The organism is Pigmentiphaga aceris, assembly GCF_008119665.1.
In the GTDB taxonomy this organism is placed as follows: Bacteria; Pseudomonadota; Gammaproteobacteria; order Burkholderiales; family Burkholderiaceae_B; genus Pigmentiphaga; species Pigmentiphaga aceris.
In genome coordinates, this window is the sequence record NZ_CP043046.1 from 96,165 (window position 1) to 108,833 (window position 12,669).

The window sequence follows — 12,669 nt, forward strand, 5'->3', positions numbered from 1 at the left end:
ACTGCTACCGATCTTTACGGCCGTCCGCTGATTGCAGGCGGCGTGGCCAGGCTTTCCTGCCGGGTGGTGGGGGTCATCAGGTCGCGCATCGACCCGATGGCCAGCGCCAGCAGTGCGGCGGCGCACAGTCGGTAGGTCAGGGTGGCCCACTGCGTGTTGGCGCGGCGGAACAGGCGGTCGACCAGGGCGGCGGCAACAAAGCACCACATCACCGATGCCGTCATGAACGCGGTGAAGAACACGGCGTAATGGGTGTTGTCGGGTTCGTGCACGCCAAGTGCGCCCATGGCGCTACCCATTGCCGCCCAATAGGCAATATTGTGCGGGTTGGTCAGCGATAGCAGAGCACCGATCTTCAAGGCCGACCGGTTCGAAGCCGCGCTGGCTCCACGGGTGTCCAGATGCTGGCCCGCTGCACGCCAGGAATCCCAAGCGAGCCAGAGCAGGTACGCCACCCCGGCAATACCGATCGGCATACGCAAGGATTCGGCCTGCAGCAGCAGACCCACCCCGGTCAGGCCCAACACTGCCCACAGGGCGTCGCCAGTCAGCGAGCCTACCTGTACCGCCAAGGCGGGCTTGAAGCCGCCGCGCGCACCCTGTTTGACCGTTTCGGCGAAGACTGCCCCGGGGGCGGCGTTGAACACCAGGCCAAGCAGAAAGGCCGAGACGAAGAAGGCAAGCATGTCAGTATCCAAATGGTTCGACGGCCGCAGTGTGTCGGCCGCTTCAATTATTCTATTTGCTGGCGCGGCATTTGCACGTGCCGCGCGATGACTGATGGATACGGCGATGCCCCCCACCCCCCCTGCGCACGCGGTTCAATGGCGTCCGATGAGCTTGCACGATCTGCCTGCGGTGCATGCCGTGGCGCATGCCGTGCATCCCAGCTATTTTGAAGGCCTGGAGGTTTTTGCGGAACGTCTGCTGTTGCATCCGGCGGGCTGTCAGGTGCTGGTCCAGACCGGTCCGCAAAACGTGAGTGAGGTGATCGGCTACGTGCTCAGCCACCCCTGGCGTTACGGTGAGCCGCCGGCGCTCAACAGCCTGGTGGATGCCTTGCCCGAGTTCCCCGATACGTTCTACGTCCACGATCTGGCCTTGCTGCCCACCGCACGCGGCACGGGCGCGGCCGCCATTGTGGTGTCGCATCTGCGCGAACATGCGAAGTCGTGCGGCTGGTCGCGGATGTCGCTGGTGGCCGTGAACGAGTCGGTGTCGTTCTGGCGACGACAGGGTTTCGAAGTGGTGCGGGTTCCTGGCCTGGACACACGCCTGGCGAGCTATGACCCGACCGCGTGTTTCATGGCGGCGTACAGCGCGCTGGCACCGGTTGACGTTACCGGGTTGACCGCCGCGCCGCGGGCTTGAACAGGTCAGCTTGACGCCAGCGAAAGGCGTCGCCACGACGCCTTGCTAGCGCTTTGCCAGCGCAATCAGATACGCACAAGGCTCATCGCCCGGGTTCGAGAACGTGCACGCCACGGGCCTGCCAAGCTGCAGACAGTCGCCCTTGGCCAAGCGGTGGGTTTCCTCTCCTTCCAGAAATACCAGTGTGCCTTCCAGCACCCACAGCAACTGATGCTGCACCGTGAACGCGTCCGGGGGATAGGACACACGGGCGTTTGGCGGCAGATCGATGCGCAGCAGTTCCAGCACGCCGCCGTTGCGCGGTGAGATGGTGCGGCGCACGTAGTCGGTTTCCGGGTCGATCCACACGGGCTGTTCGGTATAGCGCAGCAGGCGGCCGTCGGATTGTTCCGCCATGGCTAGCAGCGCGGACAGTTGCAGACCGAATGCCCCGGACAGTTTGCCCAACACCGATGCCGTGGGGCTGGCCTCTGCCCGCTCGATCTTGCTGATCATGGCTTTCGAGACGCCCGAGCGTTTGGCCAGTTCGGCAAGCGACCAGCCGCGCGCATCGCGCTCTTGTTTGACGTGGGCGGCAATCGCAGCGGACGGATCGGGGAAGCTTGGATTCATGAAGGCGCGCATCGTTGCCCCGTGGGTGGCACGGTGCGTCGATGCTGGTCGGATAGGCCTTGCAGTATACGTTTTGCCTTGCATCGCCCCCGCCTGTCGGCAGGGCGGGGGAGGGTAAGCCAGTACCCCAAAATCCGTCTTGATATTCGTCAATTTCGTCCACTATACTGGACGAAACCGATGAAATCAGACCGGCACTACACCTACCAGGGGACAGGCATGGCGCGCGAGATCCGTATCAATGCATTCGACATGAACTGCATCGGACACATCCAGCAAGGGCTGTGGACGCACCCGCGCGACCAGTCCACCCAGTACCGGAACATCCATTACTGGACCAAGCTGGCCAAGAAGCTGGAAGAGGGTCTGTTCGACGGGGTGTTCTTCGCAGATGTGCTGGGTGCCTATGACGTCTACGGCGGCAATGTCGACGCGACCCTGAAGGGCGCAGTGCAGTTGCCGGTCAACGATCCGTCCCTGCTGATTCCGGCGATGGCCGCTGCCACCACCCACCTGGGTTTTGGCGTGACCTGCAACCTGACTTACGAGCCGCCGTTCTCGTTCGCGCGTCGCATGTCCACGCTGGACCATCTGACGGGCGGGCGCATCGGCTGGAACATCGTCACCGGTTACCTGGACAGCGCGGCGCGCGCTACCGGCCTGTCAGGACAGATGGCCCACGACGACCGCTACGACCTGGCCGAGGAATACATGTCCCTGGTCTACAAGCTGTGGGAAGGTTGCTGGGAAGACGATGCGGTGGTGAACGACCGCGAACGACGCATCTATGCCGACCCGGCCAAGGTGCATCGCGTGTTGCATGACGGCCGTCAGTACAAGGTCGATGCCCTGCACCTGGCCGAGCCGTCGCCGCAGCGCACGCCCGTGCTTTACCAGGCGGGTTCTTCGACACGGGGTCGCCTGTTTGCCGCTACTCACGCTGAATGTGTGTTCGTGAACGGCCAGAGCATGAGCGGCGTGCGCGCCATCGTCGATGACATTCGTGGTCAGGCCGTGAAGCTCGGTCGTCAGGCCAGCGACATCGGTGTGTTCATGGGGGCCACGATCATTACCGGGCGCACCGAGGCCGAGGCGCGCGAGAAGTTCGAGGACTACAAAGCGCATGTCGATGTCGAGGCGGCTCTGGTGCACGCGTCGGCGTCGATGGGCATCGACTTCGCCAAGTACGAGATGGACGAGCCGATCCAGACCGGCAACACCCAGGCGATCGTGTCCAACGTGGAAGCCATGACGCGTACGGCAGGCCCCACCTGGACCAAACGCAAGCTGATCGAGCAGATGGTGCTGGGCAGCCGTCAGGCACCGCTGGTGGGCTCGGCCGAACAGGTGGCTGACGCGCTGATGGCCTGGACCGAGAACGCCGATGTCGATGGCTTCAATCTGTCGCGCACGGTCACGCCCGAGTGCTTCGAGGACTTCATCGAGCTGGTGGTGCCGATTCTGCAGGAACGCGGCGTCTACAAGACCGCCTACCGCGACGGCGTCTACCGCGAGAAGCTGTTCGGTCACGCACGCCTGCCGCAAAGCCATACCGCTGCCCAGTATCGCCACGGTGCCTGAGCGCCATCCGTTTGATCGTCACCGAGTAGGAACCGACATGATCGACAAAACTGCCTATCGCGATGCCATGGCCGGCCTGGGTGCCGCCGTCAACGTCATCACCAGCGATGGCCCGGCCGGGCGCAGTGGCTGCACCGCCTCGGCGGTCTGCGGCGTGACCGACGAGCCGCCGATGCTGCTGGTCTGCATCAACCGCAGCAGCCGCAACAACGTGGCGTTCAAAGAGAACGGGCATTTGTGCGTGAACGTACTGGACGCCAGTCAGCAATCGATTGCGATGCGCTTTGCCAGCAAAGACCTGGCGGTGGACGAGCGTTTCTCGGAGGGCGACTGGAGCGTGATGGAAACCGGGTCGCCGGTGCTGGGCGGTGCAGCCGTGTCGCTGGACTGCGAGATCACCTCGACGGCCGAGGTCGGTACCCACACGGTGTTCTATTGCGCGGTGCGCGGTGCCACCACGGTGAAGAACCGCGAGGCCTTGATCTACTTCGACCGCGGTTTCCACCGGGTCGGCGGTGTGGCTCACGCAGCATGAGGGCGTGCCGGTGATTCGCACGTTTGTGCCCGGCAAGCTTCGCTCGCTGCTCATCCTGCTGTTCTGCCAGGTCTGCGCCATGTCGGTGTGGTTCGCCTCGGCGGCCGCCGTACCTGCCATCAAGCAGGCGGTGGCGCTCAGCTCATGGCAAGAGGCCTTGCTGACCAGCTCGGTGCAGGCAGGTTTTGTCGCGGGCACGGTGCTCAGCGCTTTGCTTGGGCTGGCTGATCGCTATGACCCACGACGCCTGTTCATGTTGTCGGCGGGGGTGGCTGCGGCCGCGACGCTGACGCTGGTGGTCTGCGCGCCTGCAGGGGTGCCGGTGTATGTGCTGCGCTTTGTCACTGGAATGTGCATGGCGGGTGTGTATCCGGTGGGCATGCGGCTGGCTGCAACCTGGGCCAAGGGTGACCTGGGCTTGTTGATCGGCTTGCTGGTCGGTGCCTTGTCACTGGGCTCGGCCAGCCCGCACCTGTTGGCCGCATTCGGCGGCATGCAATGGACCTCGGTCTATCTGGCGGCCGCCGCATTGGCCGCGATTGCAGCGGTGGCGATCAACTTCTGCGGGCTTGGTCCGGCCATGACACGTTCGGTGCGTCTGAACCCGGCCGCTGTGGCGCAAGCGTGGCGCGTGCCTGCGTTGCGCCTGGCCAATCTGGGTTATCTCGGCCACATGTGGGAGCTGTATGCCATGTGGGCGTGGCTGGCGGTTTTCCTGCACTTCAGCTTCGAGATGAATGGCGTGAATCAGCCGTGGCTGGCCGCTGAACGCGTGACCTTCTTTGCCATCGGTGCTGGTGCCTTGGGCGCATGGGCGGGTGGCTGGTTTGCGGACCGTTACGGCCGCACTGCCGTCACCACGCTGGCGATGTTCGTCAGTGCATCCTGCGCGCTGGTGATCGGCTGGACCGCCGGTGCACCTACTGTGGTGGTGACGACGCTGGCCGTGATCTGGGGCATTTCCGCGATTGCCGATTCCGCGCAGTTCTCGGCCAGCATTGCCGAATTGAGCACGCCCGACAGCATCGGCACCTTGTTGACGGCACAGACCTGCGCCGGGTTCCTGTTGACCCTGGTCAGCATCCATCTGGTGCCGCCGGTACAGGCGCTCTTGGGCTGGCCCGGCGCGTTCAGCATGCTGGCCATCGGGCCTGCACTGGGTTGCGTGATGATGCTGCGCCTGCGACGCGATCCGGCCTCGCTGAAGATGGCGAACGGGAGGCGTTGAGTAGTTCTTATTGAGTACCTGGCGAGGAGACAAGGGCGGTACATCGCGGCGATAGATCGCGGCAGCCTATGCGAATCACCAGGTTCTGAAAGCTGGATTTGAAGCACGTAGCAAGACGACTTACGCGTCGATGTATACGGCGTAGAAAAATAAAACGGAGGCAGGCGTTTCATCCACGCGCCCGCCATAGAGACATCCACAGGAAAACAATGATCGAGCTTCAAGCCATACACAAGAGTTATCAGGTGAATGGAGTCGCGATCACCGCGCTGACCGATGTGAACTTGCACATTGCGTCGGGCGAGATCTTTGGCATCATCGGCCACTCGGGGGCCGGCAAGTCGACCTTGATCCGCATGATCAACTTCCTGGAACGTCCGACCCAGGGCAAGGTGATCGTGGAAGGCGTGGATCTGGACAGCCTGGATGACGAGGGCCTGCGCCAGTTTCGTCAGGGCGTCGGCATGATCTTCCAGCACTTCAACTTGCTGGGTTCGAAAACCGTGAGTGCCAACGTGGCATTCCCGCTGGAAATTGCCGGCAAGAGCGACAAGCAAAGTATCGACAAACGGGTTGACGAGCTGCTTGATCTCGTCGGACTCAAGCGCCACAAGAACAAGTATCCGCGCCAGTTGTCCGGCGGCGAAAAGCAGCGTGTGGGCATTGCGCGTGCGCTGGCCAACCACCCGCGCGTGCTGCTGTGCGACGAGGCCACCAGCGCGCTCGACCCGCAGACCACGCGCTCGATTCTGCAGTTGCTGCGCGAGATCAATGAACGTCTGGGCCTGACGATTGTGCTGATCACCCACGAGATGGATGTGATCCGTACCGTGTGTGACCGCGTGGCGGTGATCGATTCCAGCCGCATCGTGGAAAGCGGTCCGGTCAGCCAGGTGTTTCTGCATCCGCAACACGAGACCACCAAGCGCTTTGTGCAAGAGGCAGAGCACTTCCCGGCCGAAGACGTAAGCCTGACGCTGGACCACGCGGCGCAGAAAACGATCCGCCGTCTGACCTTCCTGGAGGACACGGTGCACCAGCCGGTCCTGTCGCGCACCGCGCGTGAATTCGGCGTCGATTTTTCGATTCTCGGCGGCCGCATCGAGCAGATCAAATCCATGACTTGCGGACAACTGACCATCGCACTCGAAGGCGATCAGGCGCGTGTGCATGATGCCTTGGCGCACCTTGCGTCCCTGGGCGTGACCGTTGAAGAGGTGACCCTGTGAACGACTTCTTCAACACCTTGTTCAGCAACGTCGATTGGTCCGACATCGGGCTTGCCACGGTGGACACCTTGCTGATGCTGGGCGGGTCGCTCACGCTGGTATTGGTGCTGGGCCTGCCCCTGGGTGTGCTGCTGTTTCTGACCAGCCCCAAGCAGCTTCGCAGCGCGCACAAGACCTACACCGCCGTGTCCTTTGCGGTAAACATTCTGCGGTCTTTGCCCTTCGTGATTCTGTTGATCGCGATGATCCCCGTGACCGTGTTCCTGACCGGCACGTCATTGGGTGTGATGGGGTCGATTCCTGCACTGGTGGTCGCTGGCGTGCCCTTCTTCGGACGCCTGGTCGAATCGGCTTTGCGCGAAGTGGATCGCGGCATCATCGAAGCGACGCTGGCCATGGGTGCCAATACCCGTCAGATCGTGCTGGGCGCGCTCTTGCACGAAGCCTTGCCCGGCATTCTGGCGGCCGCGACCGTCACGGCCATTGCGCTGGTGTCGTACACCGCGCTGGCTGGCGTAGTGGGCGGCGGTGGCCTGGGCGACTTGGCGATCCGTTATGGCTACCAGCGCTTCCAGCTGGATGTGATGTTCATCACCATCATTTTCCTGCTGTTGCTGGTGCAACTGTTGCAAAGCCTGGGCACCCGCCTGGTGCAGCATTTCACGCGTTGAGTCCCCGCCCGACGAGGCAATCCCACAAGGGCTGAAAGCCCTGACGGGACCAATGCGTTTTACCCACGCGCCGGAATTCCCCGGCTCGTCATGGAGGAGCAACGATGAAAAAACTGATCGCCCTGCTGGCAATCGCCTGCGCATTCAACGCCCACGCGGCCGACAAGCTGATCGTGGGTGCCAGCCCGACCCCGCACGCCGAAATTCTGGAAAAACTGAAGCCCATGTTGGCCAAGGAAGGTGTGGACCTGAACATCAAGATCTACACCGACTACGTGCAGCCGAACGTGCAGCTGGCAGAGAAGCACATCGACGCCAACTTCTTCCAGCACAAGCCGTTCATGGATGAGTTCAACCGCACGCGCGGGACGAGTATCGCTGCCGTCAGCGAAATCTTCGTGGCCCCGTTCGGCGCGTATTCCAGCAAGATCAAGAACATTGCCGACCTGAAGAACGGTGCCGTGGTGGCGATCCCCAACGACGCCGTCAACGGCGGCCGTGCCTTGCAACTGCTGCATCAAGCCGGTGTCATCGTGCTGGCCGACCCGACCAGCACCAAATCGACCGTGAAGGAGATCACGGGCAACCCGAAAAAGATCACGATCAAGCAGCTTGAGGCCCCCATGCTGCCGCGCGTGCTGGGTGAAGTCGATCTGGCCGTGATCAACACCACCTTCGCGCTGGAAGCCAAGCTGAACCCCACCACCGACGCGCTGTTCCTGGAAGGCAACAAGACCTCGTTTGCCAACCTGCTGGCCGCCCGTGCCGACAACAAGGACAGCCCGGCGATGAAAAAGCTGGCTGCCGCGCTGCGTTCCCCGGAATCGGCCGCGTTCATGAAGGAACGTTTCAAGGGCGCCATCGTTCCGGTGTTCTGATCGGCGGGATGTGGGGGCGTGTGGTGGGACTGACATGCCGCCGGCATGTTGCTGACCGATGCGGATGCTTCGTAGAGGCATCCACACCCGAACATGGCACCGGATTTCCCCCTGTGTCCTGAAACCAACGGGCTATCCGACGGGCGGGTGAACGGTGATCGACCCGTCCGTATTGCCCTCGTGGCAAGCCCTGATGCCGCTTTCGGCATGTCGGTTTTCGTCAGAACTCGGGCGTTGTTGCGACTTGTATCCCAAGGGTATAACTCAAGAGAAACTCGGCCAGTAGCGCCGACTGGCATTGGCGAACACCCTGATGTTCACCAGCCAGATTGCTTGAGGACGATCTGATGGGGCTTGGTGAAATCGTAGCGGACGGTCTGGAAGACGAGGCCGGTTTCGCGTTTGAACCCGAAAGCTCATCGGGGCCTGGACAGGCCGGTGCAACCTCGCTTGCACTGACGGTGCTCACCGTCGACGACGACTTGGAATTTCAACGGTCCTTGAAGCTGGCGCTGGCCAATTTCGAGTTCCAGTCGCGACCTTTGAACATCCTGTCGGTGGGCTCGGCACGCGATGCCGCACGTTTGCTGGCGGCCACGCCAGACGTGGCGGTCATCGTGCTCGACGTCGTCATGGAAACCGACGACGCGGGTTTGCGACTGGTGCGCAGCGTGCGCGAAGTGCTGGGCAACGCCGAGGTCCGCATCATCTTGGTGACTGGTGAGCCTGGCGTCGCACCCATGCGCCAATCGCTGGGTGCCTTGGACATCAGCGACTACTGGCTCAAGACCGATCTGACCTTCGAGCGCCTGCACGGCGTGCTGACCAGCAACCTGAGAACCTGGGAGCAGATCCGGGCGCTCAGTCAGGCTCGCAAGGGCCTGCAGACCATTGTCGAGGCCAGCAACTGCCTGGCCCGTGCTCGCAGCATGGACGACTTCTCGCACCGCGTGATGATCGAGTTGTCGCGCCTGCTGGGCGTCGAGCCCGAAGGCCTGGTCTGTGTGCATGAATATGGCATTGGTGCCGATCCGCGCTCGGCCCGCATTGTGGGTGCAGCCGGGCGCTTGTCCTACGCGATCAGCCAGGACCTGGGCTCACTGGATCACATGCCGGTGCGCGACATGTTGCTGCAGGCGCTTTCGAAGCGCTGCAACATCGACGGCGAGCTGAGCCAGGTGCTGTTCTTCCAGGGGGCGGAGCAGGGCCCGCACGCGGCCACCTACATTGCCACCGGTCGTGCGCTGGACCCGACCGAACGAGAATTGCTGCATGTGTTTGCCACCAGCATCAATTCCGGCCTGATCAATGTGTCCTTGACCAGCCGGCTGGATCGGCTGGCCTACGAAGACAGCTTGCTGGAAATTCCCAACGCGAACGCGTTGCTGCGCGCGCTGCAATCGGTGCTGGAGATGCCCGCACCGCGCAATCGCACGGTGCTGTTCATTGAACTCGATCAGTATTCGGCCAGTTGTCTGTCATTAGGCATGGAGCAGGGCGACCTGATGCTGCGCAAGATGGCAGCGCGCCTGCGCAAGGTATTCCCGGCCCCCGTGATGGTGGCCCGGCTGCATGGGGATACCTTTGCGATTCTGGGGCAGACTGCGTTGCTGCATCAGAATCGTGTGGACGAACTGGAATCGCTCGATCTGGATGACCCGCAGCATTCGTCGTTCATCAGCGTGCGGGCGGCGCGGGTCGATCTCGACATCTATGTCGGGTCGCCGCGTGGGGTGATGGCCATTGGGGCACTGTTGCTGCGCCGGGCGCAGTTGCAGAAAGGCGCGGGCGTGATCGACTACCAGCCGGTGCTGGAACAGGAAGCCAACCAGCGCTTCACCCGCTCGCGCGATCTGTACCGGGCATTGCATTGCCGCGAGATCAGCATCGAGCTGCAACCCCAAGTCAATCTGCAAAGCGGTCGCATCATCGGTGCCGAAGCACTGGCCCGCTGGACACGCAGCGACGGCACCCGCATTTCGCCCGCCGAATTCATTCCGATGGCAGAAGCCAACGGGCTGATCGTGCTGATCGGCAATCAGGTGCAGCACATGGCCTGCCAAGCCTTGCAGCGCTTGCGCCAATCAGGGTTCACGAATATTCCGATTGCGGTCAACGTGTCGCCGCTGCAATTGGCTCGCCGCAATTTCCTGCATGAATTGATCGAGATCACCCAGCATTACCAAGTGTCCCCCGACATGCTGGAAATCGAGATCACCGAGACCGCCGCGATGGCCGATTACGAGGGCAACGGTCAGGTACTGCGCAGCTTGCGTGATGCGGGTTTCCGGATTGCGATCGACGATTTCGGCACGGGTTATTCGTCGCTGGCGCACTTGCGTGCGATGCCGGCGACGACCTTGAAGATCGACCGGCAGTTCATCAGCGAGATCGGGGCAACCGCGCGTGAACACACGATTGCCGACATGATCATCGGACTGGGCAAACGCCTGAAGATGGAAGTGCTGGCCGAAGGGGTCGAATCCGAGATGCAGACCACATGGTTGCGTGAACATGCGTGCGCGCAGGCCCAAGGCTTCTTCTTTGCTCGCCCTGAGTCGATTGACGGATTCCTTCAGCGTCTCGCCCGCTCGGCATGAGGGTCCGCGACCCGTTACCCCTGCGTGAGAGATGGCCTGCATTTCGTGCGCTGCCTGCGCTCGTGCAGCGCCGTTTCCTGGTCATGGTCGCCCCGTGGGTGCTGGCCCTGGTGGTGGGCTTTCCGCTGCTGTGGATCGAGTTCCGTGTCATCACCCAGGCACCGCAGTGGCACGCGCGTGAAAGCCTGCTGGAAGAGTCGCTTGAAATCATGCGGCGCACGCTCGATTCCTTGCAGCATGACATTTCCTTCCTGCGCGACTTGTCGACTCAGATACCGCGCATGGACGCATCGAGCGACTCGCCGATTGCCCGCCTGTTCGTGAGCTTTGCCAACAGCACGGAAACCTTCGATACCGTGCGCTGGATCGATCAGCTGGGCAACGAACGCCTGCGAGTCGATGTGAAAGACGGCATCCAGACCTTGGCCGCGCAGGACGACCTGCACGACCTGCGCAACGAAGCGTATTTCAAACGTGGCATGGACTTGCCGCCGGGCGGCATTCTGTTCTCCGAGATTGCGCTGAACCTGGGGCGGGATGCGGTCGAAGGCCCGGTCCAGCCGATCATGCGCGTGGCTACGCCGTTTTGCGAAGGGGAAGATTGCGAAGGCGTGCTGGTCATCAATTACCGCGCCTCGCGCATTCTGTCGCGGCTTAATTTGCTGGCCGAACGGCAGGGTTTGAAGGTGTACCTGGTCAACGCTGCAGGCTACTGGCTGCACGGCCCAACGCCGGATCAAAGCTGGGGCTGGCAGCGCGGCGCACCGTCCGAGTCGTCCATGGCCAAGACACACCCGCTGCTGTGGCAGGCCATGCAGCAAAACGAAGGGGGACGGCATCAGGACGCAAGCGGTGACTGGGCCTATCGCCATCTGAAGCTCGACCCGACGACATCCGTTGACCGCGAGACGCCAACGCCATTGGTCAGCGAGCTTGGCTTGACGGTGCTGGTGCAAGGCGATGCGGGCCTGACAGGTCAGGCGCGCCTGCGCTGGGAAATTGCATTGATCGGCATGATGATCCTGGTGCTGGTCGTGGCCTTGCGTTATGCCTCGCACACGGTCAGCAGTCTGATCGACGAAGCCCGGCAGTCGCGCGAACTGCAATCTGCCAATCGGGCCTTGAGCGAGGCCAACGACAACCTGCAGCGGGTGCAGGCCGATCTGGCGCGTGCCGAACGCCTGTCATCGCTTGGTTTGATGGTGGCGGGCGTCGCGCACGAATTGAACACACCCTTGGGCAGTGCCAATCTGTCGCTCAGTACCTTGAAGCAATCCATCGGCACCTTGCGGGCACGCATACAAAGTGGCCTGAAGCGATCCGATCTCGACAGCTTCATCGACAACGCCAACACCGCTGCCGAGCTGACCCAGGCCGCCGTGATTCGTGCTGCCGGCCTGGTGCAGCGCTTCAAGCAGGTGGCGGTAGATCGCACGGCCATGGAGCGGCGCGCGTTTGATCTGGCCGAGGTCATCCTGGATGCCGACCCGCGCCTGCGCAAATGGGACGAGGGTAACCCCATCGGCCTGCGCCTGGAGTTGCAGGAAGGCCTGCAGATGGTCAGTTACCCTGGCCCGCTTGAGCAGGCGGTGTCGAACCTGCTGGTCAACGCGCTGATCCACGCTTTCCGGGGACGGGAAACCGGCACCATTACCTTGCAGGCCAAGGCCGATGGCCCCAAGCATGTGCTGGTTCGCGTGATCGATGACGGCAACGGGATCGACAAGGACCACCTGAGTCGCATCTTCGATCCCTTCTTCACCACCAGTCGCCACGAAGGCGGAACCGGTCTTGGGCTGCACATCGTCTCGCAGCTGGTGGCCGAGGTGCTGGGCGGTACCCTGGAAGCCGAGAACATCGTCACGCCGCGCTGGGGTACCGGGGCGCGGTTCACGATGCGGCTGCCGCGTGAGGCACCGATGCAGGTGGTAGCCCAGGCTGAGGACTGATATCACGGGCCAGGG

11 protein-coding genes are annotated in these 12,669 nt (G+C 62.6%); 9 read left to right on the forward strand and 2 right to left on the reverse strand.

The features are described from left to right. Positions 1–14 precede the first annotated feature (14 nt). A complete protein-coding gene (locus FXN63_RS00430; RefSeq protein ID WP_148811793.1) occupies positions 15–686 on the reverse strand; it encodes a LysE family transporter in 672 nt (223 codons plus the stop codon). Between the two features lie 106 nt (positions 687–792). Between FXN63_RS00430 and FXN63_RS00435 the strand changes: the two genes are divergently transcribed. Continuing rightward, positions 793–1,371: a GNAT family N-acetyltransferase gene (locus FXN63_RS00435; protein ID WP_148811795.1), complete on the forward strand. Its 579-nt coding sequence runs from the start codon at positions 793–795 to the stop codon at positions 1,369–1,371. Between the two features lie 45 nt (positions 1,372–1,416). Here the strand turns inward: FXN63_RS00435 and FXN63_RS00440 are convergent, their stop codons facing one another. Next, positions 1,417–1,983 (reverse strand): helix-turn-helix domain-containing protein, encoded by a 567-nt coding sequence (locus FXN63_RS00440; protein ID WP_148811797.1) that lies wholly within the window; start codon positions 1,981–1,983, stop codon positions 1,417–1,419. Positions 1,984–2,202: 219 nt separating this feature from the next. Between FXN63_RS00440 and FXN63_RS00445 the strand changes: the two genes are divergently transcribed. The 8 genes from FXN63_RS00445 to FXN63_RS00480 all read left to right on the forward strand — a co-directional run bounded on the left by FXN63_RS00445 (position 2,203) and on the right by FXN63_RS00480 (position 12,654). Continuing rightward, the gene (locus tag FXN63_RS00445; RefSeq protein ID WP_148818770.1) at positions 2,203–3,564 is read left to right on the forward strand and encodes an LLM class flavin-dependent oxidoreductase; all 1,362 of its coding nucleotides are present in this window, start codon (positions 2,203–2,205) and stop codon (positions 3,562–3,564) included. Between the two features lie 37 nt (positions 3,565–3,601). After that, complete coding sequence (locus FXN63_RS00450; RefSeq protein ID WP_148811799.1) at positions 3,602–4,099, forward strand: flavin reductase; 498 nt, start codon at positions 3,602–3,604, stop codon at positions 4,097–4,099. A 10-nt stretch (positions 4,100–4,109) separates the two neighbouring features. Continuing rightward, positions 4,110–5,327 carry an MFS transporter gene (locus FXN63_RS00455; RefSeq protein WP_246164987.1) on the forward strand — a complete coding sequence of 406 codons (1,218 nt, stop codon included), beginning with the start codon at positions 4,110–4,112 and terminating at the stop codon, positions 5,325–5,327. A gap of 209 nt (positions 5,328–5,536) precedes the next feature. Then, positions 5,537–6,556 carry a methionine ABC transporter ATP-binding protein gene (locus FXN63_RS00460; protein ID WP_148811801.1) on the forward strand — a complete coding sequence of 340 codons (1,020 nt, stop codon included), beginning with the start codon at positions 5,537–5,539 and terminating at the stop codon, positions 6,554–6,556. Positions 6,557–6,630: 74 nt separating this feature from the next. Beyond that, positions 6,631–7,227, forward strand: coding sequence for a methionine ABC transporter permease (locus tag FXN63_RS00465; RefSeq protein WP_148818774.1), 597 nt, complete (start codon positions 6,631–6,633; stop codon positions 7,225–7,227). Between the two features lie 104 nt (positions 7,228–7,331). Then, the gene (locus FXN63_RS00470) at positions 7,332–8,105 is read left to right on the forward strand and encodes a MetQ/NlpA family ABC transporter substrate-binding protein (RefSeq protein WP_148811803.1); all 774 of its coding nucleotides are present in this window, start codon (positions 7,332–7,334) and stop codon (positions 8,103–8,105) included. A 329-nt stretch (positions 8,106–8,434) separates the two neighbouring features. After that, positions 8,435–10,705 carry an EAL domain-containing protein gene (locus FXN63_RS00475; protein ID WP_187395048.1) on the forward strand — a complete coding sequence of 757 codons (2,271 nt, stop codon included), beginning with the start codon at positions 8,435–8,437 and terminating at the stop codon, positions 10,703–10,705. Positions 10,706–10,767: 62 nt separating this feature from the next. Beyond that, positions 10,768–12,654 carry a sensor histidine kinase gene (locus FXN63_RS00480; protein WP_187395049.1) on the forward strand — a complete coding sequence of 629 codons (1,887 nt, stop codon included), beginning with the start codon at positions 10,768–10,770 and terminating at the stop codon, positions 12,652–12,654. Positions 12,655–12,669 lie beyond the last annotated feature (15 nt).

What these genes read in the sequence shown, in the direction of transcription:
- FXN63_RS00465 (WP_148818774.1), top strand. Translation starts at nt 6,631, where the DNA reads ATGCTGGGCGGGTCGCTCACGCTGGTATTGGTGCTGGGCCTGCCCCTG.
- FXN63_RS00445 (WP_148818770.1), top strand. Translation starts at nt 2,203, where the DNA reads ATGGCGCGCGAGATCCGTATCAATGCATTCGACATGAACTGCATCGGA.
- FXN63_RS00450 (WP_148811799.1), top strand. Translation starts at nt 3,602, where the DNA reads ATGATCGACAAAACTGCCTATCGCGATGCCATGGCCGGCCTGGGTGCC.
- FXN63_RS00435 (WP_148811795.1), top strand. Translation starts at nt 793, where the DNA reads ATGCCCCCCACCCCCCCTGCGCACGCGGTTCAATGGCGTCCGATGAGC.
- FXN63_RS00460 (WP_148811801.1), top strand. Translation starts at nt 5,537, where the DNA reads ATGATCGAGCTTCAAGCCATACACAAGAGTTATCAGGTGAATGGAGTC.
- FXN63_RS00470 (WP_148811803.1), top strand. Translation starts at nt 7,332, where the DNA reads ATGAAAAAACTGATCGCCCTGCTGGCAATCGCCTGCGCATTCAACGCC.
- FXN63_RS00430 (WP_148811793.1), bottom strand. Translation starts at nt 686, where the DNA reads ATGCTTGCCTTCTTCGTCTCGGCCTTTCTGCTTGGCCTGGTGTTCAAC.
- FXN63_RS00440 (WP_148811797.1), bottom strand. Translation starts at nt 1,983, where the DNA reads ATGAATCCAAGCTTCCCCGATCCGTCCGCTGCGATTGCCGCCCACGTC.